The sequence below is a fragment of the Neoalteromonas arenosi genome (assembly GCF_030362855.1).
GTDB lineage: Bacteria > Pseudomonadota > Gammaproteobacteria > Enterobacterales > Alteromonadaceae > Alteromonas_E > Alteromonas_E arenosi.
This window is the reverse complement of record NZ_JAUCBP010000006.1, coordinates 168,177-193,736: the sequence shown is the minus strand read 5'-3', so window position 1 is coordinate 193,736 and position 25,560 is coordinate 168,177. Positions and strand designations below refer to the sequence as shown.

The following is a 25,560-nucleotide window of genomic DNA, read 5'->3' as shown; positions in this document are numbered from 1 at the left end:
GCTACATGCAAGTGTGTTTAGGTAGGCTGTAAACATAATTATACAAAGACAGAACGCCCTCGTTTTACCGCATTCACTTTTTATTTCATTTTTTTCATTGAACGTTACTGAGAGATCCATGTTAAAGGACACGATAAACAATATTCACGTTAGCTCTGAAGAGGTTTTGCTGACCCCGGAAGCTTTGGCGCAAGAACTGCCAGTGAGTGAAAAAGCGCTAAAGGCGATCGCCGAATCGCGAAAAACGATTGCCGACATCATACACCGTAAAGATCACCGCTTATTAGTTGTATGTGGGCCATGCTCAATTCACGATACAGAGGCTGCTAAAGAGTACGCGCTGAAGTTGAAAGAGCTGCACGAAACGTGCAAGGACAGTCTCTATATTGTCATGCGCGTTTATTTTGAAAAACCGCGGACAACCACCGGCTGGAAGGGGCTGATTAATGATCCACATATCGATGGTTCATTTGATATTGAGGCCGGGTTGCGTACAGCGCGAGAGCTGCTGATATGGTTAGCTGAATTAGGAATGCCAATGGCGACTGAGGCATTAGATCCCATCAGCCCTCAATATTTAGCTGAGCTCTTTAGTTGGGCAGCCATAGGCGCGAGAACCAGCGAGTCGCAGACCCACCGCGAAATGGCGAGTGGCCTGTCTATGCCTGTCGGTTTTAAAAATGGTACTGATGGTAGTCTGCAAATAGCGATTAATGCGCTCAAGTCAGCGGCTTCTGGCCACCGATTTATGGGGATCAATAAGCAAGGCCAGGTAAGTATCATAAAAACGCAGGGTAATCCCGATGGACATATTATTCTGCGCGGTGGTAAACAGCCGAACTACGATAGCGTATGTGTATCGGAGTGTGAACGAGAATTGCGTGAAGCGGGCACAACCGCCAGTTTAGTGGTCGATTGTAGCCATGCTAATTCGTCTAAGGATTATCGACGCCAACCTCTGGTCGCTCAGAATGTTGTTAACCAGATTTTAGAGGGAAACCAGTCTATTATTGGTATTATGTTGGAAAGTCACATTAATGCAGGGAATCAGGCGAGCGATGGTATCGCGCGTGAACAACTTGCACATGGCGTTTCGATTACCGATGGTTGCATCGATTGGGCAACCACTGAGAGCGTCATCTCACAAGCACGCGAGCGTTTGATAACCGTATTACCACTGCGACAAAGTAAATACACGAGTCAACAATAGCATGGCGGATTCACCAGAACAGGTACTTAGCAGTTTACGCGAAGAAATCGACCAGCTCGATTCTCAGTTGGTCGATTTACTTAAACGGCGCGCTGCTGTAACGGCAAAAGTCGGCCAAGTGAAGAGTCAGACAGGCATGCCGATATACGTACCTGAACGTGAGTCCCAACTCATAGCAAAACGTCGAAAACAAGCCGAGCAGCAGGGGGTCTCACCTGTGTTGGTAGAGGATTTGTTGCGACGGATTATGCGTGAATCTTACGCCACTCAAGACGGTGAATTTTTGCAAACTAATCCAGCGATAAATAAAGTAGTAATCGTCGGCGGTAATGGTTCTTTAGGGCGAATCTTTGTCGAGCTGTTTAAACGCAGCCATTACCCTGTAACAGTAATTGAGAAAGACGACTGGCCTAACGCTGATTCGCTTTTGGCAAATGCTAAATTGGTCTTAGTTTGTGTGCCTATAACGCTAACAGAGCTCGTTATTGAGCAGCTGCCGCGTTTGCCTGATGATTGTATTTTAGCTGACATCACCAGTGTTAAAGCAAAACCACTTAACGCGATGATGCAACAACACTCTGGGCCTGTTTTAGGTTTACACCCGATGTTTGGCCCCGACTCAGCGGGTATGGTCAAACAGGTGGTGGTTGTTTGTCACGGCCGTATGGCCGACAAATATCAATGGCTAATTGAGCAATTTCGGGTGTGGGGAGCCAAAATTGAGGAAACGGATGCCGCCGAGCACGATAGAGCAATGGCGTTCATTCAAGTCATGCGCCACTTTAATACCTTTGTATACGGGGCGCATTTACGGCATGAAAATCCCGACCTTGAACTACTGACTAACTTTAGCTCCCCGATCTACCGGCTCGAGCTTGCGATGGTTGGCCGATTATTTGCTCAAGCCCCTGAATTATATGCCGATATCATCTTCAATGACCCAGAAAATGTAGCGTTGCTAAAACGCTTCAATCAACGCTTTAACGAAGTCGTTACACTATTTGAAGCGGGTAACAAAGCTGAGTTTATCAAACAGTTTCTACAGATTGGTCGCTGGTTTGGCGATTATGCCAAGAAGTGTTTGGTCGACAGTAAACGCTTATTACTCAAAGCGGATGACGATCAAATGCTCAGATAATGCTGACTGTTACTGGTCATACCTGTTGGAGTGGTCCAGTCCAATAACTTAATGCTATAACTCTACGAGCTCGCCTCAATACAAGGGAACAATATGACGCTTAAATCTCGGCTGCTGTTAACTGTGCTTTCATTGGTTTTCGGCGCGATATTAGTCAGTACTATTCTGGCTTACTATATTGCCGTCAGTAACTCAACAGAAGCCTTGCAAAAGTCCGCACAAGAAAAGCTCACAGTCGAGAACACACAGACGTCTGAAGCGCTTAAACAATACTTTCAATTTATTGAATCGCAAATCCGAACTAAGTCATTTGAGCCTGCCATAGTAGACGCAGCAGCGGCATTTGTGCCGGCGTTTAACCGCTACTCTAGTCAGCGCCAACCGCTGAGTGCGTCTGAAAGAGCCACATTAGAGAGTTATTACAGTAACGATTTTGCTAATTTATACGCTGAGCGGAATAATGACATGCTCAGCAATCCAACCGGCTTAGTTGAGGGGTTGAGTAATAATGCCAAAGCGTTGCAATACGACTTTATTGCTGGCTCGCGTTTTGCGATTGGTGAGAAAGACGGTTTAGTCCGATTGGAGAATGACTCAAACTATGCGAGCTTGCATGCTCAGTATCACCCTGCAATCCGCAAGTTTCTGCAAGAATTTGGCTATTACGATATTTTTATTGCTGATATCGACACGGGTAATATTGTTTACAGCGTGTTTAAAGAGTTGGATTATGCCACTAGTGTTACCACTGGCCCCTATGCCGGCACCGGCATTTCAGAAGCGTTTCAGTTAGCCGTTAATGCGTCTAATGAAGATGATGTATTTTTCAGCGAATTAACCACATATTTACCGTCCTACGATGCAATGGCTGGGTTTATTTCTACACCGATCTATAAAGACGGCCGAGCGATTGCAATTCTCATTTTTCAGATCCCGCTAGACACTATTTCTAACCTTCTAACCCATGATCAGAAGTGGTTGGAAAAAGGTTTTGGTGAATCCGGTGAAACCTATTTAGTCAGTCCCCAAGGTAAGCTTGTTACAGAGAGCCGCTTTTTTCTGGAAACACCAGAACCTTATTTAGAGGTCATATCTGACAAATACCCTGATGTCGCACAAACAATCCGCACCAGTGGTACTTCAGTTGGTAACCAACCGGTTAACACAGCGGCTTCACAAGCAGCCCTGCGCGGTGAATCCGGATTTTCGGCAGTGCTTGATTACCGCGATGTTGAGGTGTTCTCCTCATACTCACCGGTGGTGATCGGCGGACGTACTTATGCGCTATTGGCGGAAATTGATGTCGAAGAAGCTCTGCGTCCGGCCAAAGCATTAGGCGATTCACTGCTGATTTCAGTAACGATTTCTGCCGCTATTCTTATCGGTGTAGCATCCATTATTGGTTTGTGGATTGCTTCGCGGTTAGTTATTCCGTTAGTTCGCTTGGGAGACGCCTGTGAAGGGCTTACTACCGGAGAAGGGGATTTAACTATGCGCTTAAGTCGCAGTCGTATTCCTGAGATCAACCGAATTGTCGAATCTTTCAATACATTTATCGGTCAAATTCGCGATATTATTTCGCAGGTTAAGGATGATGCTGAAACGCTCGCTGCTGCATCAGAGCAACTGAGTGCTATCACGAATCAAAGTGAGGCTACGTCGAAGCAGCAACGCGATCAAACACATATGGTCGCTACCGCAATGCAAGAGCTCTCGGCCTCGATCGCTGAGGTGTCGCATAGCACGGTATCGACCCGCGATTTTAGTGTTAGAGCGAAAAATAGTTTAGGCGAAAATATGGAACGCGCCGATATGGCTGCCGACAATATTAAGTTGTTGGTAGAGTTAATTCGTGACTCCAGCGAGGTTATCACTTCCTTAAAAGCCGAAGTCAATCAAATTACCGCAGTGCTTAATGTTATCACCAGTATCGCTGATCAGACCAATTTGTTGGCGCTCAATGCAGCGATAGAAGCCGCGCGTGCTGGCGAAGCTGGGCGAGGCTTTTCGGTGGTTGCCGATGAAGTTCGCGCTCTAGCAACTCGGTCGCAAGAGAACGTGGTAGAGATTTCAAAAACAGTCGAAAAAATGAATATCTCGTCGGATAAATCCGTCCATGCAATGGAGCGCGCCGCTGCTGCTGCTGATGGTGGAATTCATTTAGTCGATCTGGTGACTACCGCTATGAATGAGTTGTCTCAGACCATTGATAAAGTGCAAGATATGGCCAATACAGTGGCCACAGCTACAACTGAACAAGACTCTACGTCAGATTCGGTCACACAAAATGTTACGCAGATTTCTGATATGGCCGCTGACGTTGAAAATGGTGCCACTCAGACCAGTAAGTCAGCCAAGGAGTTGGCCAGCATAGCAGCTCATACCAACGAGTTAGTGAGACGCTTCAAAGTATAGCTTTATGTACGCTTGCTATTCCGCAAGCGCATTTACTGCGGCTACTCGAGTGGGGCTTATCTCTTCACTCGGATAACATCCCAACACTTTGAAGTAACGGGTTATGGCCGCTAACTGCTCTAAAGCATTTTGCATTGGCCCGTCTTCGATATTGCCATCGACGTCCAAGTAAAACATCTCTTCCCAAGGGTTACCCGTGATAGGACGAGACTCTAACTTCGTCATATTGATATTGTTGTCCTTCAGCACCAATAACGATTCAACCAGCGCGCCCGGCTTTTGGACAGTCGACATCACTAAGGTCGTTTTAGCCGGTACCTGCAATGGCACGCTCACGGCTTTTCGCGAGACCACAATAAAGCGTGAGTGATTCTCTTTTTGATTCGCCAAATTTGATTTTATTGCGTGTAAGCCATACAGCGCACCGCCTGCTTCACTACCAATTGCAGCAACACTGGGGTCGTCGGTTTCACTGACGGTAATCATTGCAGCAGACGTACTGTCACAGGGTTTAACTTCGACGCTACCCAGTTCTGCCAGGAAATGGCTGCACTGGGCAAATACTTGAGGGTGTGCATACAATACTTTGATTGCAGAGATGGACGTCTCCCCTTTGACCAACAGGCTGTGCTTAATCGGGTGGGTGAGTTCACCAACAATGCTTAGCGAGGTATGTTGGAGCTGATCATACACTTCATTGATACTGCCGGATGAGGTGTTTTCGATGGGTAATACCGCGTAGTCGGCTTCGTTTTTTTCCACCTTAGAAATGATCTCAGCAAAGCTTTGACAACCAATTTCCATTAGCTCACCGGCGCGCCGGGAGAAATACTTTTGCGTTGCTAGATAACTGTAAGAGCCTTTATCGCCCAAGAACGCAACGCGGTTTAGCGGCAGTTCGCTATCTGGGTTTGCGCGAGAGGCTAGCATGGCTTGTTGGTTTAAAACAGAATCTTCAATAATCACGTGAAATAGCTGGGTGACGTAATGCGGATCTAGACCAACTGTTTTACCTTGCTTGATAAGCCGTATTAACAATTGTTCTTCGCGTTTTTGATCGCGCACGGGTATGTGGTGCTTGATCTTCGTTTCCGCAACCTGGTTAGTGAGACCGCGGCGCTTCGCTAGTAACTCAAGTAACTCGGAGTCAACGGCGGTAATAGATTTTCGAAGTGCCTCTAGCGCATCAGTGGCCATAATTATTCCCAATTAAAAAAAAACCTCCCAGTGGGAGGTTTTTGTTGATACACACACTACCGCCCGCCGTCACCCGAAGGTAAAGGTAAACGTAAAAAAACGAGCGATAAGTGCAATAAATTTCATTCCTAGACTCTATGTTGAAGCGTTACCGTTGTCAACGCCAATGTAGCACGATTATTCACTTAACAGCGCTGCCAACATGGCTCGCACTTCTGTCGCTTCGAAAGGTTTGTCGCACAATGCATTAACCCCCGTTTGTTGGATATTGGTCATGTGCGCACTGTCTGCAGCTTCTGAAGTGACCATGATAATTGGAATATGGGTTGTTTCCGGATTAAAACGAATAAATTCTGACAGTTCGCGACCATCCATTTCAGGCATATTGTAATCAGTGACAACCAAATCAAACTCTTCGTCCTTTAAAAATGTCAGTGCAAGCGCGCCGTTTTCAGCTTCGCGGATCTTCCTCAAGCCCATACCTTCAAGGACTCGACGAATATGATTACGCGCTAAGCGGCTGTCGTCGACAAGCAATACTCGCACTTCGTGAATGTCAAACAACTCAAGATCGAGTTCATCGGTATTGATGAGGTCTAAACTGGCGTTCAATGCTCGCGATAAGTGCACGGGTTCGAAGGGTTTGGGGAGAATCGCCGCCACGCCAGCTTGCTTAAACTCTTCGAGTTTACTGAGCCGGTTTTCACTCGATACCAACATAAACGGAGTCGCCGACAACGCCTCATTTTCTTTAATTGACTTGATCAAATCTAGGCCAGTTCCGTCTTCAAAGTACATCGCACTGACTACTAAATCTGCAGCGTGATTTTTAAGTGCCGCAGTGGCTTCAGCAACTGTCGAAACGGCATCGATTTCCTTGACATTTTCCTTTAACAGCATCGCTGTAATAATTTTGCGTTGGGTATCGGAAGGCTCAACTAACAAAAGGTTAAGGTCTGAAATTGATAGTTTTTCCATAAATGCTCAAAATACTGGCGAGTACTACTCGGCGTTAATTATTGCTTGTAAGTGTAGTTCATTGTGACAGTCTCTAACAACGGCTTTTAGTTGCTAACCACCGGCAAGTTTCACTTGATAGCCTTTCTGCTCTAACAGAGCTTTTAATTTGTCTCGGACATCGCCTTGAATTTCGATACTTGCGTCTTTCACGGAACCGCCACATGCACACTTTTTCTTAAGCTCTTTGCATAGCGCTTTAAGTTCTGTTTCAGTCAATGGTAAACCGCGAATGATTGAGGCACCTTTGCCTTTGCGTCCTTTTGTCTCTCGGTGGATCCGAACAATACCATCTCCCTTTGCAGTTGCGACGGCATTGGCTTGAGGTTTTATTCGCCCTTGCTCGGTTGAATACACCAGTCGATTGTCAGACATAACGATGTTTCCCTTAGTCTAGACTTGATATTTTTCAATGATTTAATTAGCACAAAGCATGAAAAGCAGTGCTACACTACTATTACATCTTAATTGTCTAACTTTAACAACGAGTACGTGTAATTATGGCCTTGGAAGCGCAGTTATCAGCAGATGAAAAAACCCTTATTATCCGCATGGACGATAAATTTGATTTTGGCAAAGTTCAGGACTTTCGCGCTGCTTACTCAGGGATTCCCGATTCAGTCAACACCATTGAAGTCGATTTAACTGAAACAGAGTACATGGATAGCTCGGCCTTGGGCATGTTACTCAATATGCAAAAAGTACTAAAAGGTAAAGTGAGTCTCTATCGCATCACCCATTCACGCCCGCAAGTCTTAAAAATATTGACTATATCTCGCTTTGATAAGAAATTCGAAATCGAATAACCATGCGGGTATTGGTCGTAGACGATGAGTCTATCAATCGTTTTTTATTAGTACACATGCTGGAAGAGCAGGGCTATCTGGATATCTATGAAGCCCGATCCGGTCATGAAGCTTTGCTACTGGCTGAAAAAATTAAGCCCGACTTAATACTGCTCGATGTCGTTATGCCGGGAATGGACGGATTAGAAGTGGCAACGCGATTGAAGTCGACCAATGATGTGGTTTATTTGCCGATTATCTTCATTACTTCGTTAGATGAGAAAGACACAGTTGTTCGTTGTCTCGATGTTGGTGGCGACGACTTCGTTTCCAAACCCTTTGATAAAACAGTAGTGTTAGCGAAAGTAAAAGCACATTTACGGACCCGCGAACTCAGCACTAACATCAACGCTCAAAACCAAGAGCTGAAATATTTTCGTCACACGGTTGAGCGCGAGCACGAAATTATTGAGCATATTTTTTCCAAAGCAATCATAAACAACCCTGCGGTGACGCCCTTTTTTGATTACCGCAATATCCCTGCCACTGAGTTTAGTGGTGATGTATTTTTATGTGAATCGAGCCCAAATGGTGGACTTTACTTTTTAATCGGTGATTTTACCGGTCACGGATTAGCATCAGCAATCGGTGCACTGCCGGTCACCCGGGCGTTTCAAGCCATGGCATCAAAAGGGTTATCAGTGTCAGAAATCGCTTCGACACTGAATCGAACTCTTGAAAACTTATTACCAATTCACATGTTTTTCGCCGCAGCTATTGTTGAAGTGAATGAAAATGGTCGGCGCTTTAGTGTTTGGAATGGCGGAATGCCAGACCTCTTGCTACAGGGGCCTGATGGTCAATTGGAAAAGCGGTTTTCCTCTCAACACATGGCATTAGGCATCCTTGATAATCACGAGTTCGAAGATGACGATGAGGTATTTGAAGCTGCGCCGGGCTCAAGGATACTGGCGTATACAGATGGCTTGATTGAGTTGACCAACGAAAGCGGTGAAATGTTTGGTGAGGTAGGGCTTGAAAAGCTATTTATCGGTAACCCACATATTTCAGTTGAAGACTTGACGGCGCACATGCGCGATTTCATGGGGGAAACTGAGGCTCATGATGATGTCACACTGACACTTTACCAGTGTCAGGATTTATCGTCATTGCGTAAAGACAATGTAGTTACACCATTACCATTTCGCGTCAACGTCGATTTAGGGCCCACATTGCTGAGATCCGGTGAATCTATTCAACATTTTATCGATCTGATTTGCAGTCAATTGGGTCTGTCGTGGATTCGCTCGGATTTATTCACGATCCTAACTGAGTTATACAGCAACGCACTAGAGCATGGCGTCTTGGGTATTTCTTCCAGCATGAAGCGCACCAGTGAAGGTTTTATCGAATACTACACTTTGCGCTCTGAGCGATTAGAACAGCTTACTGAAGGTTTTGTTAAACTCGAAGCAAGCTTTGACCCCAGTCAACGGCGATTGCAGTTGTTAGTAACTGATAGCGGCAAGGGATTTGATATCGACAATATGCCAGAGCCTGATCCAGAGCAAAGTTTTGGGCGTGGTATTGCGATGCTTAATACACTTTGTGAGACTGTAGAATTTTTCAACAAAGGCACCACTGCAAAAGTCACTTTAGCGCTGTAAAAAGTAGCTTTAACGCAATTATATCAGCTAATTCAAATAATCCGCTTGTGTAAGACGTTATTGAGAATTATTATCAACAACGTCAAGTTTACAGGAGCTATTTGTGAAGTCACCGTTGAAAATTGTCATTGCGTTTATCGTCTTAGTAGGCATTGTAGGTTGGTTTTTGATTGGTCAACCATCTGAGACAGAGTCGAGCGAGTTAAACGTTTATTCGGCGAGAAAAGAGGCGTTAATTAAGCCTTTACTTGATAAGTTTTCAGCGGCGACGGGCGTTACCGTCAATTTAGTTACGGGAAGCGCCGATGCACTCATTACGCGAATGCAAACAGAAGGGCAATTCAGCCCAGCAGATATTTTAATAACGACCGATGCAGGTCGCTTAGTACGGGCAAAAACCGCTGACTTAACCCAACCAATCCAGGTAGAAAATCTGGCGCAATTGCTACCGGATTACTTACGTGATGAACAGCAGCATTGGGCTGCGCTAACTATGCGGGCACGACCAGTGATGTATGCGCCTGACCGAGTAGATCCGAGCCAAATCACGAGTATGCTGGATTTAACTAAACCCGAATGGCAAGGGCGTATCTGTATACGCTCATCAAGTAATATCTACAATCAATCGATGATTGCTGCGTTAACTCTGGAATTGGGTGAAGAGCAGGTGGAAGAATGGGCGAAAGGCATTGTAGCCAACATGGCCAGACCTCCTGTCGGTGGTGATCGCGACCAAATTAAAGGCGTAGCTGCCGGCGAATGTGATATTGCAGTGGCAAATACGTATTATCTTGCCGGAATGCTAGCTTCAGATGATCCAGAGCAACGTCAACAAGCGCAGGCTGTTGATGTTTTGTGGACGGATCAGAATAGTTTTGGCACTCATGTAAATATTTCTGGGATCGCAGTTGCTAAATACGCGCCTAATGCTGAGGCGGCTAACCAGTTAATCGCCTTTATGTTGGAAGCTGAAAGCCAGCAATGGTATGCCCAAGAGAACCATGAATATCCCGTTTTGGAAGGTGTTGAATGGAGCCCACTGATGCAAGACATGGGACAATTTAAAGCGCTCAGTGTCGACTTGGATAAGGTAGGTGCAGGTAATGCTGCGGCTCTGCAACTCATGGACAGAGCCGGTTGGCAATAGAATGCTTTGTCAGTGATTAAGTCGATTCTCGCGACAAAAATAAGACCCAATATACCAGTCTTACTTACGGCGGCGCTGTTAGCGCCGCTTGCTGTTGTGATCGCGCATTTTGCGATTCCTGATGTGTCTATTTGGCAACATCTGATCGATACGGTTTTAGCAAGCTATGTCATTAATAGTACTATTTTAGCCTTGGGCGTAGCCGTTGGTACTTTACTGTTAGGGACTTTGACAGCTTGGTTAATGAGTCATTACAGTTTCACGGGGAGGCGCGTTTTACGTGTGGCTTTACTGCTGCCACTGGCTATGCCCGCGTATATTATTGCGTATAGTTACACAGGCCTATTGGATGTGTCAGGTCCGTTGCAACAGGTGTTACGAGAAACATTTGAGTGGAGAGTCGGCGACTATTGGTTCCCACAAGTTCGTTCATTGCCTTCGGCGATCATTCTGATGTCGTTAGTCTTGTACCCTTACGTTTATATATTGGCGCGTACTGCCTTCAGTGAGCAAAGCGCGAGCATGCGCGAAGTGGCAAAAATCCACGGTTATAGTAGTGCTCAGTACTTTATTCGGGTCAGCATCCCGCTAGCCAGGCCTGCGCTATTTACCGGTGCCGCACTCGCTATGATGGAAGCGTTAGCCGATTATGGTACTGTTCAGTTTTTTGGTATCAATACGTTTACCACGGGGATTTTTCGCTCTTGGTATGCCATGGGCTCTAGAACAACAGCCATTCAGCTGGCGGGGATTCTAAGTTTATTTGTATTACTTGTGTTGGTATTCGAGCAGCATAGTCGGCGCCGGATCAAATATTTTCAACAAACCTCAGTAAGATCTTCACCGCTAATCGTTTTATCTGGTTGGCGTAATTCGGTTGTCTGTGCTTGTTGTTTTTTGCCTTTTTTGTTGGGTTTTGTCATCCCCTCTGTGCAATTGTTGGTTTGGGCATCAATGACATTCGAACATATAGTTTGGAGCGATTACTGGCAATTGGTCAGCGCGACGTTTGGCTTGGCATTGGTTACTGCTTTTATCGTAGTACTCATAGCTGCTTTATATACCTATCAAAATCGCTGGTCAGGTTCGGCCCTCAGTCGCTGGCAAATTCGCCTATTGAGCTTAGGGTATGCTCTGCCGGGTATGGTCATTGCGGTTGGCGCTTTAATGGTGCTCGGTTGGTTAGATGGCAACATTAACAACCTATTACACGCAGTAACCGGTCGATATGCAGGGCTTATACTGTCTGGAACAGTGTTCGCTTTGGTTTTCTGTTACTGTGTTCGGTTTATGAGTGTCGCACTACAAAATACTGAAGCAGGTATACTACGCATTAAGCCCTCTCTGGATGAGGCGGCACTGACGATGGGAGCCACGCGGTCAGAGGTATTATCGCGCATTCATTTACCCTTATTACGCGCCTCATTGTTTAGCGCTGGATTGTTGGTATTTGTCGATGTGCTCAAGGAGCTTCCGGCTACGCTTGTTCTCAGGCCATTTAACTTTAATACATTGGCAGTAAGGGCCTATGAAATGGCCTCAGATGAGCGCTTGTTTGAGGCTGCAATGCCAGCATTGACCATAGTCGCCGTGAGCCTCGTGCCAATTTTCTTGATCACTAAAACCATTGATAATACGAGTGAGGGCTGATGTTAACAGTCAGGGATTTAGCCATTAGTTATGCAACGCGAAATGACAAGGTGTTGCAGAACGTCACTTTTCATCTTGAACCTGGGCAGATCGGCTGTATTTTAGGCCCATCTGGTTGCGGAAAAACAACCTTACTCAGAGCTATTGCTGGATTCATTCAGCCCCTTGCAGGTGAGATTGAATTAGATGGTAAAGTTGTATCTTCGTCGAATGCAATGCTACCTCCTAACCAACGTAACATTGGTATGGTATTTCAGGATTTTGCGCTTTTCCCACACATGACGGTGGCCGAAAATATCGCATTTGGTTTACGAGCAATGAATCATTCTGAATCTGCGGCTCGAGTCGATGAGCTATTAGCATTGGTCGAGCTCTCTACCTATAAAGATGTATACCCTCATGCACTTTCAGGAGGGCAACAGCAGCGAGTGGCTCTAGCGCGAGCACTAGCGCCCAAGCCTAAATTGGTGCTGCTAGACGAGCCTTTTTCTAATCTGGACTCTGCCTTACGCGAACAGCTGGCTCAAGATGTTCGCGGTATGCTCAAAGCGGCAGGGGCGACGGCGATTATGGTTACTCATGATCAACACGAAGCATTTGCTATGGCCGATCAAGTCGCTGTCCTTCAAGATGCTAAAATGCAACAAGTAGGCACTCCTTATGAGCTGTATCATCAACCGCAAACAACATTTGTCGCTGGTTTTATAGGTGAAGGCGTGATGTTGGAAGCTAAGTTGAATGCAAGTGGTCGCCTTGAAACAGTCATTGGCGATTTTGATGCCGAACATGCGACTTACTGTGATGGAGCGCAAGCAGCAAAAGGACAGACATTGCAACTATTGGTGCGACCTGACGATATTGTCCACGATGATTCGAGTCGTTTCAAAGCGATCGTCGTTAATCGCCATTTTCGCGGAGCGAGTATTTTGTACTACTTAACGATATCAGAGTCAGATGATGATCAGTGTCACCCGCTGTTATGTCTAGCGCCGAGCCATCACGATCATCAAGTTGGGGAGTCCTTTGGCATTCGATTAGACATGGATCATCTAATACTGTTTCCGCAATAGGCCTGCATAGACGTTGAGTCTGGGCTAGTATAAACTGATAGGATTATCTATGGTGAAGTAGTAATGATTAAGTCTTTTCTCGCGCTCTTCGAACGCCAAGTGGCCGATCAACCAAATGACCAACACACACTAGAACTCGCTAGTGCAGCATTGTTGTTTGAGGTCGTAAGGGCTGACCGAGAGTTTGCCGCGGCGGAGCGAGAACAGGTTAGTCAAATTGTAACCCGCGAGTTTAACTTAAGCGGTCCCGAACTTAAGGCATTACTGAGCGATGCTGAGGAGCATGCTGAAAATGCAGTGGATTTAGTTCAATTTACGCGTATTCTAAACCAACATTATGACCTGCCGCAGCGAGCTGCGTTTATTCAACACTTATGGACTGTTGCCTACGCCGATAACGAGCTCGATATGCACGAAGAACACGTGATTCGACGTATCGCTGATTTGATGCATGTACCTCACAGTTTATATATGCAAGCAAAGTTGAAAGTGAAACAATAGCCGCATGTTCGACCGCCTATTTTCCAGTATTAAAGCAACTTTATTGTTTTCTGCACTGAGCTTTACGCTAGCTTTGTCTGCAGCAATAATGGCACTGACTGTCAACGAACATGAGACGTTGTATCTCAAAACCACAACGGCCAATCTTCAATCATTGACGACCAATATCAGTAATGACTTGTTGTTAGTGGTAGGCGCCGATTTGGATATTGTTTCATTGACGGCAACACTCCTGCGATTCGATTCCTACCCAGATATCGTTTTTGCCAACGTTTATGATCGTGATTTACAAATCATTCAACAATATATTGGCCAAGCGGGGAGGGACCGGCTAGACACTGTGGATAAATTATCCAATGCTATTGTCGAACCAGCGCTGGGCACGTACCGCAGTGGCGATTACTTATACAGCGTAAACCGCATCGGTGAAAGTAAGTATCCGCAGGGGTATCTTGTGGTTATCTACGATATCGAAACAACCTTGTCGACGAGCAAGCAACAGTTAGTACTGGCTACATTGCCATTCGTTGTTATTGTCTTTGTCTGTTTAGCAATCTTGTATTCGTGGTCATTGCGTAACCGCATGCGCCCATTAGTCATGTTGTCCGACTTTACGCAAAAATTGCAATTCACGAAAGATTACGGGCAACGCTTTGAGGTGCAAGGTAACAACGAAGTATCGCGATTAGGCAAAAATATAAACGGCATGATTGCGACCATTGAAAGTGAGTTAAGAATTAACCGCGAACAGACGGCCCAGCTCATTGATCAGCAGCGTACCATGACTCGATTAGCTAATTATGACAGTTTGACTGGTTTGCCTAACCGTCAGTTTGTAATGGATACTCTCAAGTTGGAATTAGCGCGAGCATTGCGCGCAGAGGAAGATTTGGTGCTTATGTTTTTCGATCTTGATGGATTTAAAAGCATCAATGATTCGTTAGGCCATGAAACAGGTGACAAGGTACTTATTGATGTTGCCGGTCGCGTGAGCTCGCTGATGCGTGACGGGGATTTAGTCGCGCGTTTAGGGGGGGATGAGTTTTTGGTCATTCCCGCGCGTGAAACCACAGAAACCAATATACATCGAATGGCGAATCGCCTAATCGATGCCTTTCAAGAGCCGTTTTGTTACAACGGTCTCGATTTGTTTGTTGGTGTAAGTATCGGCGTATCGCGCGCAACGGATGCCAATTTTGAGCTAAATGAATTGGTGGGTAATGCTGATATTGCGATGTACCGCTCTAAGGAGGCCGGTAAGGGGACTTACACTATCTTCGATAGTTCGATGATTGAAGACCACAAACGCAAACTCATGATCGCAAACAGCATCAATTCAGCAATCAGCAATAATGAATATCGGGTGCATTACCAACCTAAAGTGAATCAAAATGGTGAGATAGTGGGGTTTGAAACCTTACTGCGTTGGGCTCACCCTATCCTCGGTATGGTATCACCGGCAGAATTTATCCCGATAGCCGAACAAGGCGGTAAGATACCAGCAATAACATCTTGGGTATTAGAGCAAGCGTGTCGCGACTTAGACAAAATCAAAGCAATATTCCCACAGCGTTTTCGGGTTTCGGTAAATTTGTCGGCGTTTGACCTGCGCAATCCAGCGTTATTTGATTTTATTACCAATACCTTCGACCGCCATAACGTGGATCCGCGCTTTTTTGAATTAGAAGTAACAGAGTCGGCCTACTTGGAAAGCTTTGCGGCCAGCGATAAATTCTTCCGTCGAGTGAGTAATATGGGGTGTGCGATTTCGCTAGATGATTTTGGCACCGGTTATTCATCGTTGGGCTACCTCACACAAATTAGTATCGATACACTCAAGATAGACCGCCAGTTCATTCGCGAATTAGATACCTCTGAGCGGAGCCGAATGGTTACTGGCACCATAATTGATTTGGCCAAACGATTAAACCTAACAATATGCGCAGAAGGTATCGAACAAGAAGGCCAAATTGCCTATTTGGCATCACAAGGGTGCGACCATATGCAAGGCTTCTATTTTAGCCGGCCATTGCCGTTGGAGGAACTGGCTAATTTACCTCGCCGTTTTGAAATCCCCGGTCAGAATGAGTCTCCACAATTAAACATCAGTTACGACACACGCATGGGCTCGTGAGCGTATTGAAGCGAATTGCCAACACATTGGCAAAATGCACGAGAAATACAAAAAACTATTTAAAACAGCAGGTTAAATTTTCTCGCGGGCGGTAAAGACTATTCATTTCACGTGCCTGCTACCTAAAGGTGCGGACTTTTTTTACGTGTACTGCCTTTTGTCTGATATGGGCAACACAAAATGCATTAACAGTTCATCTGGTTTATCGCAACTTGTTGTATTTTAAATGTTTTAACGTTTTGGCATCAGTCCTGCTCTTATTATCCTGAACCCAGCATGACGCTTTGTGTTTGTTCTACAGCGCACGCGTTAAGCAACATTTATAAAGAGGAAAGGATGATGACTAAAACTCAAAAATTCACTGCGTTAGCAGTTACTGCAGCAGCAGTTCAAATGGCGACAATGACTCCTGTTCACGGGCAGGCCGAGCTAATGGCCTTGTTGGATACTGATCAAGATGGGTTTATCAGTCTCAAGGAAGCCGTTGGTGATTCACTGCTGTTAAAAAACTTTGGTCTAATTGATACCAATGAAGACGGTAAAATTAGCCAAGAAGAGTTGCTGGCGGCGAGCGCATTGGACCGAGAAGATACTCAAGGCTAGTTAAGCTGCATTTACGTTTTAATGAGCGTCGTATATGGCTAAGTACGGCGCATTTTGTTTGCTGCTCAGTCGTGACTATGCAATCCTTCACGCATTAATAGCAAAGAGAGTGAAGATTTGCAGATACGTTCATTGCGTCAGTTGACGTTAGTCAGCTTTGCAATTGCGCTAATCCCCCTGATTGCATTGTTGTGGCAGAGTCAATCTGATTTGGCGAATATCGCTAGTACAACCGCGCAAGATAATACGTTTTTTGTTGCAATCGTTGGTGCATCGCGCAATATCGATAGTGATGCCATTGATATTGAACGATTGATTCGTCAACACCTTATTGTTCGCGACGATCGACTCAAGCTGTTAATCAAAGAGCGATTGCGCACATTCACCCTGGACTTAGATAATCTCTGTGAGTCATTGCAGCAGGGAGTAGCGTGCTCAAAACTGCAACGTCGAACCCATCGCCTCGCTAATTTTGCCGAAATTGAACAACAAGTTCAGCTCGACGCGCAACTAAGCGAGTTTCGTGATTACGTTGCGGAACTGCGCAGAGCAGTAGGCACAGTTATTAGTCAGAGAATTGTTGAGCAGCAACAAATGATGGCTTCACAGCGCCAAAAGCAAGTGTGGTCGACTGCTATTCTAGCGCTTCTTTCGCTGGTTTTAATTATTAAAGGTAGTCAACTTATTGCACAGCCATTTGAGCAGCTCAAAAAACTGATTGCTAGCATCGCTCAACAGAACGGCGAACTACCTCCTATTAGTAACAAGGGGCCAATCGAGCTGCTTAGTATCGAACGAGATTTACATTGGTTGGCCGACCGACTTCAGCAACTCGAACATTTGCGCACCGCACTATTACGCCATGCTTCCCACGAGCTAAAAACGCCGTTAGCGAGTATCAAAGAGGGGTGTTCGCTGCTCAACGAACAGGTGGTCGGTGAACTCAACCAATCACAACGCGAGGTACTGTGCTTACTCAACGCTAGTACTGATAGACTTAACACTCTTGTGGAGCAGTTACTGGACTACAATTTGCTATTGCAACAAGCAGAGCCAGTCATGGTAGCGACGAATTTAGCTGCTTTGATCGAGGCTTGCTTGCAAGAAAACGCTTTGGCGCTAAATCACAACGAACGTCGTGTGGATATACGATTAGACATAGAGTCAATAGTTGTTGACCCGGATTTACTCCGCCGTATTTTGGATAATTTACTCTCTAACGCAATTGCCCATGGGGCATCGGATAAAACGATATTTTTGCATATCTATAGTTCTGCAAACTACTATGTTATGGATGTGGCTAATTTTGGCAAGCCTATCGCACTCGAGGATCGCGAGCGGTTGTTCGAACCTTTTAGTCGCGGTAATACACAGCGTAATGATCAAGTTGTGGGTGCTGGCCTTGGTTTGTCTATTGTGGCAGACTGCGCTCGCTTAATGCAGGGGAGAGTTTCCATCGTCGATCATGCTATTGCCGATGTATGTTTTCGAGTTGAGCTACCCAATAAGGAGAAGTCCACAGCGTGATTAAAATCTGTAAACATCGACTAATGCTGTTACTGTGCTGTATGACGCTCGGCGGTTGTCAGAGTTTGTGGCAACCAACTACGCTCCCAGAGTCAGCCCAAGATGTTTCGCGCGATTGTGTGTTTGTCACTAAGCCGACGTCGATTCCAGAGTCGGACCCCTCACTTAAAGAGTGTTCGATGCATATGTGGCTAAGCTATTGGCAGACAAAAGCACAACAGTCATGGCGAGAACGCAAAGTTGAACTAGCTAAACTCACAAATAGCCGTACTGATCAACTGCGTGGATTTTTACTCGCACAGCCCACCGATACTCCTTATCAAAATAGATTACGAGCGCAGTTGCAGTTTGAGTCATTGCAATCACTATTATCCGCTGACTTCGCGCAATTACTGCGCGAGCTAGCTTATGAGCCCAGCCAACAACTACTCGAATACGAATCAGCAATAAGCATTTTAAGTGAAGTAAACACAAGGCAAACGAAGCGAATTGAAGAGCAGGCGCAGTTATTGCAAGAGCAAGAAGAAAAGCTCAATCAACTTTTATCGATTGAAGCGAAAATTCTTGAAAATACCTTGGAGCAGTAATTAATGACCAAACACAGCGAGCCATTTCTCCCGACTATCCTACTTGTAGACGATGATCAAAGTTTGTTGCGATTAATGACCATTCGTCTCGAGGGAGAAGGTTTTAGGGTGGTATGTGCTGAAGATGGTAAAGATGCTCTCAGACAAGTTAATGCGCATGAAATTGACGTTGTTCTGAGTGATTTACGCATGCCGGGGCTTGATGGATTATCGCTGTTTGAGCAATTGGTTGCACTGCGCAAAGACCTGCCGGTGGTATTGATGACCGCCCACGGGACTATCGCCGATGCCGTTGCTGCTACAGAGCGGGGAGTCTTTGGCTTTTTAACAAAACCAGTGGATCACAAGCAGTTACGCCAGATCCTCGATAAGGCTTTAAGCCAAAAGCGCACCGGTCAGTCAGGAGACTGGGATGCCGAGATCATTACCCGGTCATCAGAATTGCAGCAGGTGCTTGACCAAGCACACCGCATCGCCAAGCGCGATGTCAGCGTATTGATATCAGGCGCCAGTGGCACGGGTAAAGAGTTATTGGCTAATGCGATTCACAAAGCCAGCAAGCGTGCTGACAAACCATTTGTCGCAATTAATTGCGGTGCCTTACCAGAGAACCTTTTAGAATCAGAATTGTTTGGTCATACCAAAGGTGCTTTCACCGGTGCAGTACAAGCAAGCCTTGGATTATTTCGTGAAGCCGACGGTGGTACCTTGTTTCTCGATGAGATAGGCGATATGCCAACACCACTGCAAGTAAAATTATTACGCGCGTTGCAAGAGCAAAAAATTCGACCCGTTGGCAGCAGTAAGATGGTCGATATCGATGTGCGAATCATCTCTGCGACGCACAAAGATCTCGAGTGGGAGATGCGCGAGGGGACGTTTAGGGAAGACCTCTATTATCGTCTCAACGTGGTTAATTTGAAGTTGCCGACATTGAAGGAACGAGCTGAGGATATTCCATTACTTGCACGGACACTGTTGCAAAAAAGCGCCACTCGGCATCAAGTCAAAGTTAGCCGTTTTTCTGATGATGCTATGCAGTTGCTAGCAACTTCGAATTGGCCCGGCAATGTCAGGCAATTAGTTAACGTTGTAGAGCAGTGTGTTGCTCTCACGCAAACACCAGTTATAGCGGCGCACTTAGTTGAACAAGCGTTATCTTCATCGTCTCAGAACTGGCCGACGTTGACAGAAGCCCGGGATGCCTTCGAACAGCGTTATCTATTCAAACTACTCAAACTCACTGACGGTAATGTTACGCGCGCCGCTGAAATGGCCGGCAGAAATCGCACTGATATGCACAAGCTGATGAAAAAGCATGCTCTTGAGGCCGCTAACTTTAGGCACTGATTGAAAGGTTGTTGCTCAAGGCTGGCTGTTGTGCAAATGGTAGCCTCTGATACAATGGCTTAAGTCTTAAAACCTAAAGTCTCTGCAGAACATGGCTATTTCGCGACGTCTAATAGCGTTGATATTAAGTGCATTCTGGCTATTGTTGATATCCTGCCGAGTCCACTCACAGGTAACGGACGACCCCATCTTTCGACTGCAGTTGCCCAGCCCCTTGTCGCCTGAAATTATTAGTCAATACGGCAATGACCAGCTAAGCGCGCATCTTGCTCGGTTAATTGAAACGCCCAAACTACCCGCTCGAGACGCATTGGCCGATACGCTTGCTATTCGCGATTACGCAGCGCAAGGCAATCAGATAGAACTCGAAATTGATGCTGCTTCTGCTGCGGTCATAATATTGGCTCGCCTTAATGAAGTCGAGCACATCAACCGACTGGTCAACACATATTTACCACAAGCCATCAATAGAGATTTACCTGTCCCTGCGTCGAGAATTTATCGGGGCTTGTTGCGAGTAGCTCTGCTAGAAGGCAATGAGAAACGACGTGTCGTCATTAAGCGACAGTTGTTGGGGTTGCTTGAGAAAGGTCTGCCCGCGCGGGATGAGGGGCTGATTTTACTGTCATTGGGAACAAGTGACTTTTTTGCGCGACAGTATTTTTCATCTTTGCAGCACCTTCGCAGAGCCCAAGATGTGTTCGCTCGACATGAGTTACTCAATGACAAAGACCGAGTGCTTAGTATTTTGGCTATTGCCAATAGTCGGTTAGGTAACAAACAGCGTGCTATAGATATTCAACTCGAAATTGCTGATCGAATGCGTTTAGGTGAAAAAAGTCTCAATTGGTCAATTATTGACTTCAATATCGGTAAAGCCTATTTGTCGTTGGGTGAAAATCAGGCGGCTAGCCTTTATTTACTTAGCTCCCGCGACATAGCGCAAGAATTTGATGATCCGTCGGGCGTCGCTTATGCAAATGATTTACTGGCACGGATTGCGCTGCAAGAGCAAAAGTTTGCGATGGCGAGTGCATTAGCGAGTGGGGCAGCTGAAACTTTTGCTTCTCTTGATAATACTGAGCGACTGTTAAGTTCTCTTATCACTTACGCTTCTGCCGAACTGCATTTGGGTAATACAGCAATTGCTCAACAACAATGGTTGAAAATCACACAGTTAAACGAGCAACAAACAAATGCTAGCCTAATCGCCGATATCATAGAATTGCGTGCGTTATTCGCTGAAAAGCGCGGTGATTTTCAACAAGCCATTGCCTTATATAAGCAGTACTACCAAGCGGTAATTGACTATAAGGAAGAGGCTCAAACCAATGTAGTGTCGCAATTGATGTCTGAAATCTCCGACGACGCTCAGCAAACCGACAACCGTTACTTGATCCAGCAAAATGCGTTGAATCAAGCTACGATAGAAAAACAAAAACAACAGCAGACTATTTTCTATTTGTTATTTGCCTTGGCTGTTTTGATCGTTTTGGCTATTTCAACGCTTATCGTCTTGCAGTGGCGCAAAGCCAACAATATGCGTGAATTAGCGCTTACTGATGAATTGACGGGAGCTCCTAACCGCAGAGCCTGTATGCGTGCAGCCAAGCTAGCTTTTAATCAAGCAGCAGCCGGTCACTATTCGTTAGTTGTCGCGGCAATCGATCTCGATCGTTTCAAATCCATCAATGATCGCTTTGGTCACGATGTTGGCGATCGGGTGTTAGTTTTATTTGCAAACGCTGTGCGTTCAGTTTTACGTGAGCAAGATACCTTTGGTCGATTGGGCGGCGAAGAGTGGTTACTGATATTTCCACGTGCGGATTTGATGCATGTCGATACCATTTTTGAGCGATTGCGCAGTGCTTATCAGGAGCTTGGTCAAGAAGTACCGGTGCCAGAACACGAATTAACCTTTTCGATGGGAGCCGTTTCATCATTGGACAATTTCGCCAATGTTGACAATATGCTTTCACAGGCGGATAAGTTGGTTTATACCGCTAAATCAAAAGGTCGCAATCGATTGGAAATAAATCAGCTCGCAAACATTAACACGCTCTAGTGTTCCGCCGGTCACTTCGTTATACTTGCCGGCCTATTAATTCACGCTATTTTACGACTTAAGCGCCCATTCCCTAGCGCGCTTAAGCAAGGTTACTTTTGAGGTTCTCAATGCGCACTGATTATTGCGGTAATATCACCGCAGAATACATGGATCAAACAGTTACACTTAACGGTTGGGTGAATAAACGACGCGACTTAGGCGGCGTTATTTTCCTCGATTTACGCGACCGAGAGGGTATCATGCAAGTTGTGTTTGACCCTGATGTGGAAGCGGCTTTTACCACAGCCAATAAAGTGCGTAACGAATTCTGTGTAGAAATCACTGGCCGCGTTCGCGCACGTCCAGATAATCAAATTAATAAGGATATGCGCACTGGTGAAATTGAGATCCTAGGTAAGTCAATCACTATCATCAACGCTTCGGCACCACTACCGCTAGACTCGAATCAAGAAAACAGTGAAGAGCAGCGCTTGCGCTACCGTTACTTGGATCTTCGTCGTCCATTGATGGCTGAACGATTGATGTTCCGCGCGAAAGTGACGGCTTTTGTTCGTCGCTACTTGGAAGATAACGGCTTTTTAGATATTGAAACGCCAATCCTAACCAAAGCAACACCTGAAGGTGCACGTGATTACTTGGTGCCAAGTCGCACCCACAAAGGTGAGTTCTTCGCGCTACCGCAATCACCGCAGTTGTTTAAGCAGTTGCTAATGATGTCGGGTATGGACAAGTACTATCAGATCGTTAAGTGCTTCCGTGACGAAGATTTACGTGCTGACCGTCAGCCCGAATTTACCCAAATCGATATCGAGACCACATTCCTTGATGCCGACGGTGTAATGGCTATCACCGAAGATATGATCCGTAAGTTATTCCAAAGCTTGCTGAATGTTGATTTGGGCGACTTCCCGCGTATGAGCTACGCCGAAGCGATGCAACGTTACGGCAGTGATAAGCCAGATTTGCGTAACCCGCTAGAGTTGGTCGACGTTGCGGATTTAGTTAAAGACGTTGAATTTAAAGTATTTAGCGGTCCTGCTAACAATCCAGATGGTCGCGTTGCCGTTATTCGTGTACCAGGCGGTGCTACGTTATCGCGCAAGCAGTTGGATGATTACGCAAAGTTTGTAGGTATTTACGGTGCAAAGGGCTTGGCGTGGTTAAAAGTTAATGATCTAGCTGCGGGCGAAGCAGGCTTGCAATCGCCAGTTCTTAAGTTCCTTGGTGGCGAAGTCGCTGCCAATATCGTTGAGCGCGCGGGTGCCGCTGATGGCGACTTGCTGTTGTTCGGTGCTGACACGGCAATGGTAGTAACTGAAGCCATGGGCGCATTGCGACTTAAGCTAGGTGAAGATTTAGAACTTCTCAGTGGTGATTGGAAGCCATTGTGGGTGGTTGACTTCCCAATGTTTGAAGAGTTCGACGGTCAATTCCATGCGCTGCATCACCCATTTACTGCCCCGCGCGATATGACACCAGACGAGCTTCGCGCTAACGCCAAGGGAGCGCTTTCTAATGCCTATGACATGGTTTTAAATGGTGTTGAGCTCGGCGGAGGTTCGGTGCGTATTCACCATGCAGATATGCAAGCAGCGGTATTCGAGTTGTTAGGTATTGACGAGCAGGAGGCCGAGCTTAAGTTTGGCTTCTTACTTGAAGCATTAAAGTACGGTACGCCGCCACATGCCGGCTTAGCGTTTGGCTTGGATCGCATGGTTATGTTAATGACAGGTGCAACATCTATTCGCGATGTTATGGCATTCCCAAAAACAACAACAGCGGCCTGTCCTTTAACTGATGCGCCAGGGGCAGCTAATCCCGAGCAGTTGAAAGAGCTGGGGATTACTGCCGTTAAAACCGAAGGAAGTTCAGACTAATTTGACCCAATTTAAACGGCCCGAATCGGCATTGGTCGTCATTTATGACAACCAATGCCGAGTGTTGCTTTTGCGACGCGACGATGATGCGCAGTTCTGGCAGTCGGTCACTGGCACTGTTGAAGCTGGTGAAGCGCCAATTCAAACTGCGTATCGCGAGGTTTGGGAAGAAGTGGGGATCAAATTAGACCCGGTTAATATGCCGATCCAAGATTGTCATACCGTAAATCAGTTTGAGATCCGTAAACGTTGGCAGCATCGCTATCCTCCAGGCGTAACAGTCAATACTGAATACGTGTTTAGTGTGTGTGTCGACGGTGATTTGCCGATCTGCTTAACAGAGCACACGGCCTACGAGTGGCTTAGTAAAGACGCGGCAGTCAAACGCGTCTGGTCTGAGACCAATCGCTTGGCTATCGCCCAATTTGTCCCGGAGCGAGCATGATTATTTTGGGCATTGACCCGGGCTCTCGTGTTACCGGTTACGGCGTTTTACGTTACCAATCGAATAAAATGCAATACGTTGGCAGCGGATGTATTCGCGTCAGTGGCGAGCTCGATAATCGTCTCAATCAGATTTTTAACGGCGTGACTGCAATTATCGAAGAGTTCCAGCCATCTATGTTCGCGATTGAACAAGTATTTATGGCGAAAAACCCTGATTCGGCGCTGAAGCTAGGACAAGCCCGCGGCGCTGCTATCGTTGCTGCAACCCAACGTGAATTGCCCGTAGCAGAGTATTCTGCACGGCAGATTAAACAGTCTGTTGTGGGACGAGGCAGTGCTGAAAAAGCCCAAGTGCAGCATATGGTCACACAGATGTTGGGGTTAAGTGCTACGCCGCAAAGTGATGCGGCGGATGCATTAGCGGTGGCGATTTGTCATACTCATACCACGCAGAGTCTACTCCGCCTTTCTGGGCAAGCAACCAAGACCGTACGCGGCAGATTACGCTAAATAAGAATAAATCAGAGAGAATTAAATGATAGGGCGCTTACAAGGTTTACTACTGGCAAAACAACCGCCAGAAATCCTCCTCGACGTAAATGGTGTGGGTTATGAAGTGCAACTTCCGATGACGTGCTTCTACGAGTTACCTAGCGTCGGAGAAACGGCCACTGTGTTTACCCATTTCGTCGTTCGCGAAGACGCTCAATTGCTGTATGGCTTTATTGATGTGAATGAACGCACTTTATTTCGTGAGCTAATTAAAGCCAATGGCGTAGGTCCAAAAATGGCCCTTACTATACTCTCAGGCATGAGTGCCGCTCAATTTATGCAATGCGTTAAGCTCGAAGATGTCACCAGCTTAGTGAAGTTACCTGGCGTGGGGAAAAAGACCGCAGAGCGTTTAGTCGTTGAGCTGCGTGATAAATTAGCTAAGTTAAACCTAAATACGGGGGCTGATGTCAGTGACGCCTTTGTTACGCCAACAGAAACTGGCTCAACTATTATACCCGTTAGTGATGTCAAAGAAGAAGCCATGAGTGCGCTGGTTGCACTAGGGTATAAGCCACCGCAGGCAAGCAAAGCGATTAACGCGGTCTATCAAGACGATATGTCGAGTGAAGCGCTTATCCGTGAAGCCCTGCGCTCGATGGTTTAGGGAGAAGGTGC

General features: G+C 46.1%; 22 protein-coding genes. 19 read left to right on the top strand and 3 right to left on the bottom strand.

Annotated elements, in window-relative coordinates:
- Window positions 1-118 precede the first annotated feature (118 nt).
- From QTP81_RS05100 to QTP81_RS05090, 3 genes are all read left to right on the top strand, one after another.
- Window positions 119-1,210: a 3-deoxy-7-phosphoheptulonate synthase gene (locus QTP81_RS05100; protein WP_289364169.1), complete on the top strand. Its 1,092-nt coding sequence runs from the start codon at window positions 119-121 to the stop codon at window positions 1,208-1,210.
- Between the two features lies 1 nt (window position 1,211).
- On the top strand, window positions 1,212-2,348 hold the full coding sequence (gene tyrA, locus QTP81_RS05095) for a bifunctional chorismate mutase/prephenate dehydrogenase (protein ID WP_289364168.1): 1,137 nt from the start codon (window positions 1,212-1,214) through the stop codon (window positions 2,346-2,348).
- A 93-nt stretch (window positions 2,349-2,441) separates the two neighbouring features.
- Window positions 2,442-4,763: a methyl-accepting chemotaxis protein gene (locus QTP81_RS05090; RefSeq protein ID WP_289364167.1), complete on the top strand. Its 2,322-nt coding sequence runs from the start codon at window positions 2,442-2,444 to the stop codon at window positions 4,761-4,763.
- Window positions 4,764-4,778: 15 nt separating this feature from the next.
- Here the strand turns inward: QTP81_RS05090 and pheA are convergent, their stop codons facing one another.
- The 3 genes from pheA to yciH all read right to left on the bottom strand — a co-directional run bounded on the left by pheA (window position 4,779) and on the right by yciH (window position 7,352).
- A complete protein-coding gene (gene pheA, locus QTP81_RS05085) occupies window positions 4,779-5,960 on the bottom strand; it encodes a prephenate dehydratase (RefSeq protein WP_289364166.1) in 1,182 nt (393 codons plus the stop codon).
- A 177-nt stretch (window positions 5,961-6,137) separates the two neighbouring features.
- Window positions 6,138-6,938, bottom strand: a complete 801-nt coding sequence (locus tag QTP81_RS05080; RefSeq protein WP_289364164.1) for a response regulator — start codon at window positions 6,936-6,938, stop codon at window positions 6,138-6,140.
- 93 nt (window positions 6,939-7,031) lie between these two features.
- Window positions 7,032-7,352 (bottom strand): stress response translation initiation inhibitor YciH, encoded by a 321-nt coding sequence (gene yciH / locus QTP81_RS05075; protein WP_289364162.1) that lies wholly within the window; start codon window positions 7,350-7,352, stop codon window positions 7,032-7,034.
- Window positions 7,353-7,477: 125 nt separating this feature from the next.
- On the opposite strand from yciH, the gene QTP81_RS05070 reads away from it, so the two are divergent.
- From QTP81_RS05070 to ruvA, 16 genes are all read left to right on the top strand, one after another.
- On the top strand, window positions 7,478-7,783 hold the full coding sequence (locus QTP81_RS05070) for an STAS domain-containing protein (RefSeq protein WP_289364160.1): 306 nt from the start codon (window positions 7,478-7,480) through the stop codon (window positions 7,781-7,783).
- Window positions 7,784-7,785: 2 nt separating this feature from the next.
- Window positions 7,786-9,429, top strand: coding sequence for an ATP-binding SpoIIE family protein phosphatase (locus tag QTP81_RS05065; RefSeq protein ID WP_289364159.1), 1,644 nt, complete (start codon window positions 7,786-7,788; stop codon window positions 9,427-9,429).
- Window positions 9,430-9,565: 136 nt separating this feature from the next.
- Window positions 9,566-10,576 carry an extracellular solute-binding protein gene (locus QTP81_RS05060; RefSeq protein ID WP_491712950.1) on the top strand — a complete coding sequence of 337 codons (1,011 nt, stop codon included), beginning with the start codon at window positions 9,566-9,568 and terminating at the stop codon, window positions 10,574-10,576.
- A gap of 12 nt (window positions 10,577-10,588) precedes the next feature.
- Window positions 10,589-12,226: an ABC transporter permease gene (locus QTP81_RS05055; RefSeq protein ID WP_289364157.1), complete on the top strand. Its 1,638-nt coding sequence runs from the start codon at window positions 10,589-10,591 to the stop codon at window positions 12,224-12,226.
- On the top strand, window positions 12,226-13,296 hold the full coding sequence (locus tag QTP81_RS05050) for an ABC transporter ATP-binding protein (RefSeq protein WP_289364156.1): 1,071 nt from the start codon (window positions 12,226-12,228) through the stop codon (window positions 13,294-13,296). Before QTP81_RS05055 ends, QTP81_RS05050 begins: the two co-directional genes overlap by 1 nt.
- Window positions 13,297-13,359: 63 nt before the next feature.
- On the top strand, window positions 13,360-13,797 hold the full coding sequence (locus QTP81_RS05045; RefSeq protein WP_289364155.1) for a tellurite resistance TerB family protein: 438 nt from the start codon (window positions 13,360-13,362) through the stop codon (window positions 13,795-13,797).
- A 4-nt stretch (window positions 13,798-13,801) separates the two neighbouring features.
- Complete coding sequence (locus QTP81_RS05040) at window positions 13,802-15,931, top strand: EAL domain-containing protein (RefSeq protein WP_289364154.1); 2,130 nt, start codon at window positions 13,802-13,804, stop codon at window positions 15,929-15,931.
- A 336-nt stretch (window positions 15,932-16,267) separates the two neighbouring features.
- Window positions 16,268-16,534: an EF-hand domain-containing protein gene (locus tag QTP81_RS05035; RefSeq protein ID WP_289364153.1), complete on the top strand. Its 267-nt coding sequence runs from the start codon at window positions 16,268-16,270 to the stop codon at window positions 16,532-16,534.
- Between the two features lie 117 nt (window positions 16,535-16,651).
- The gene (locus QTP81_RS05030) at window positions 16,652-18,061 is read left to right on the top strand and encodes a sensor histidine kinase (RefSeq protein ID WP_289364152.1); all 1,410 of its coding nucleotides are present in this window, start codon (window positions 16,652-16,654) and stop codon (window positions 18,059-18,061) included.
- Window positions 18,058-18,648: a hypothetical protein gene (locus tag QTP81_RS05025; protein WP_289364151.1), complete on the top strand. Its 591-nt coding sequence runs from the start codon at window positions 18,058-18,060 to the stop codon at window positions 18,646-18,648. Before QTP81_RS05030 ends, QTP81_RS05025 begins: the two co-directional genes overlap by 4 nt.
- A gap of 3 nt (window positions 18,649-18,651) precedes the next feature.
- Window positions 18,652-19,998: a sigma 54-interacting transcriptional regulator gene (locus tag QTP81_RS05020; RefSeq protein WP_289364149.1), complete on the top strand. Its 1,347-nt coding sequence runs from the start codon at window positions 18,652-18,654 to the stop codon at window positions 19,996-19,998.
- Between the two features lie 91 nt (window positions 19,999-20,089).
- On the top strand, window positions 20,090-22,063 hold the full coding sequence (locus QTP81_RS05015; protein WP_289364148.1) for a GGDEF domain-containing protein: 1,974 nt from the start codon (window positions 20,090-20,092) through the stop codon (window positions 22,061-22,063).
- A gap of 110 nt (window positions 22,064-22,173) precedes the next feature.
- Window positions 22,174-23,943: an aspartate--tRNA ligase gene (aspS, locus tag QTP81_RS05010; protein WP_289364147.1), complete on the top strand. Its 1,770-nt coding sequence runs from the start codon at window positions 22,174-22,176 to the stop codon at window positions 23,941-23,943.
- Window position 23,944: 1 nt separating this feature from the next.
- Window positions 23,945-24,388: a dihydroneopterin triphosphate diphosphatase gene (nudB, locus tag QTP81_RS05005; protein WP_289364146.1), complete on the top strand. Its 444-nt coding sequence runs from the start codon at window positions 23,945-23,947 to the stop codon at window positions 24,386-24,388.
- Window positions 24,385-24,900 carry a crossover junction endodeoxyribonuclease RuvC gene (gene ruvC / locus QTP81_RS05000; protein WP_289364145.1) on the top strand — a complete coding sequence of 172 codons (516 nt, stop codon included), beginning with the start codon at window positions 24,385-24,387 and terminating at the stop codon, window positions 24,898-24,900. The genes nudB and ruvC overlap by 4 nt, the downstream gene beginning before the upstream one ends.
- Window positions 24,901-24,925: 25 nt before the next feature.
- Window positions 24,926-25,549, top strand: coding sequence for a Holliday junction branch migration protein RuvA (gene ruvA / locus QTP81_RS04995; RefSeq protein WP_289364144.1), 624 nt, complete (start codon window positions 24,926-24,928; stop codon window positions 25,547-25,549).
- Window positions 25,550-25,560: the final 11 nt, after the last annotated feature.

What these genes read in the sequence shown, in the direction of transcription:
- ruvC (WP_289364145.1), top strand. Translation starts at nt 24,385, where the DNA reads ATGATTATTTTGGGCATTGACCCGGGCTCTCGTGTTACCGGTTACGGC.
- QTP81_RS05070 (WP_289364160.1), top strand. Translation starts at nt 7,478, where the DNA reads ATGGCCTTGGAAGCGCAGTTATCAGCAGATGAAAAAACCCTTATTATC.
- QTP81_RS05040 (WP_289364154.1), top strand. Translation starts at nt 13,802, where the DNA reads ATGTTCGACCGCCTATTTTCCAGTATTAAAGCAACTTTATTGTTTTCT.
- QTP81_RS05065 (WP_289364159.1), top strand. Translation starts at nt 7,786, where the DNA reads ATGCGGGTATTGGTCGTAGACGATGAGTCTATCAATCGTTTTTTATTA.
- QTP81_RS05015 (WP_289364148.1), top strand. Translation starts at nt 20,090, where the DNA reads ATGGCTATTTCGCGACGTCTAATAGCGTTGATATTAAGTGCATTCTGG.
- QTP81_RS05045 (WP_289364155.1), top strand. Translation starts at nt 13,360, where the DNA reads ATGATTAAGTCTTTTCTCGCGCTCTTCGAACGCCAAGTGGCCGATCAA.
- QTP81_RS05035 (WP_289364153.1), top strand. Translation starts at nt 16,268, where the DNA reads ATGATGACTAAAACTCAAAAATTCACTGCGTTAGCAGTTACTGCAGCA.
- QTP81_RS05050 (WP_289364156.1), top strand. Translation starts at nt 12,226, where the DNA reads ATGTTAACAGTCAGGGATTTAGCCATTAGTTATGCAACGCGAAATGAC.
- aspS (WP_289364147.1), top strand. Translation starts at nt 22,174, where the DNA reads ATGCGCACTGATTATTGCGGTAATATCACCGCAGAATACATGGATCAA.
- tyrA (WP_289364168.1), top strand. Translation starts at nt 1,212, where the DNA reads ATGGCGGATTCACCAGAACAGGTACTTAGCAGTTTACGCGAAGAAATC.
- QTP81_RS05080 (WP_289364164.1), bottom strand. Translation starts at nt 6,938, where the DNA reads ATGGAAAAACTATCAATTTCAGACCTTAACCTTTTGTTAGTTGAGCCT.
- QTP81_RS05020 (WP_289364149.1), top strand. Translation starts at nt 18,652, where the DNA reads ATGACCAAACACAGCGAGCCATTTCTCCCGACTATCCTACTTGTAGAC.
- QTP81_RS05100 (WP_289364169.1), top strand. Translation starts at nt 119, where the DNA reads ATGTTAAAGGACACGATAAACAATATTCACGTTAGCTCTGAAGAGGTT.
- QTP81_RS05090 (WP_289364167.1), top strand. Translation starts at nt 2,442, where the DNA reads ATGACGCTTAAATCTCGGCTGCTGTTAACTGTGCTTTCATTGGTTTTC.
- yciH (WP_289364162.1), bottom strand. Translation starts at nt 7,352, where the DNA reads ATGTCTGACAATCGACTGGTGTATTCAACCGAGCAAGGGCGAATAAAA.
- ruvA (WP_289364144.1), top strand. Translation starts at nt 24,926, where the DNA reads ATGATAGGGCGCTTACAAGGTTTACTACTGGCAAAACAACCGCCAGAA.
- pheA (WP_289364166.1), bottom strand. Translation starts at nt 5,960, where the DNA reads ATGGCCACTGATGCGCTAGAGGCACTTCGAAAATCTATTACCGCCGTT.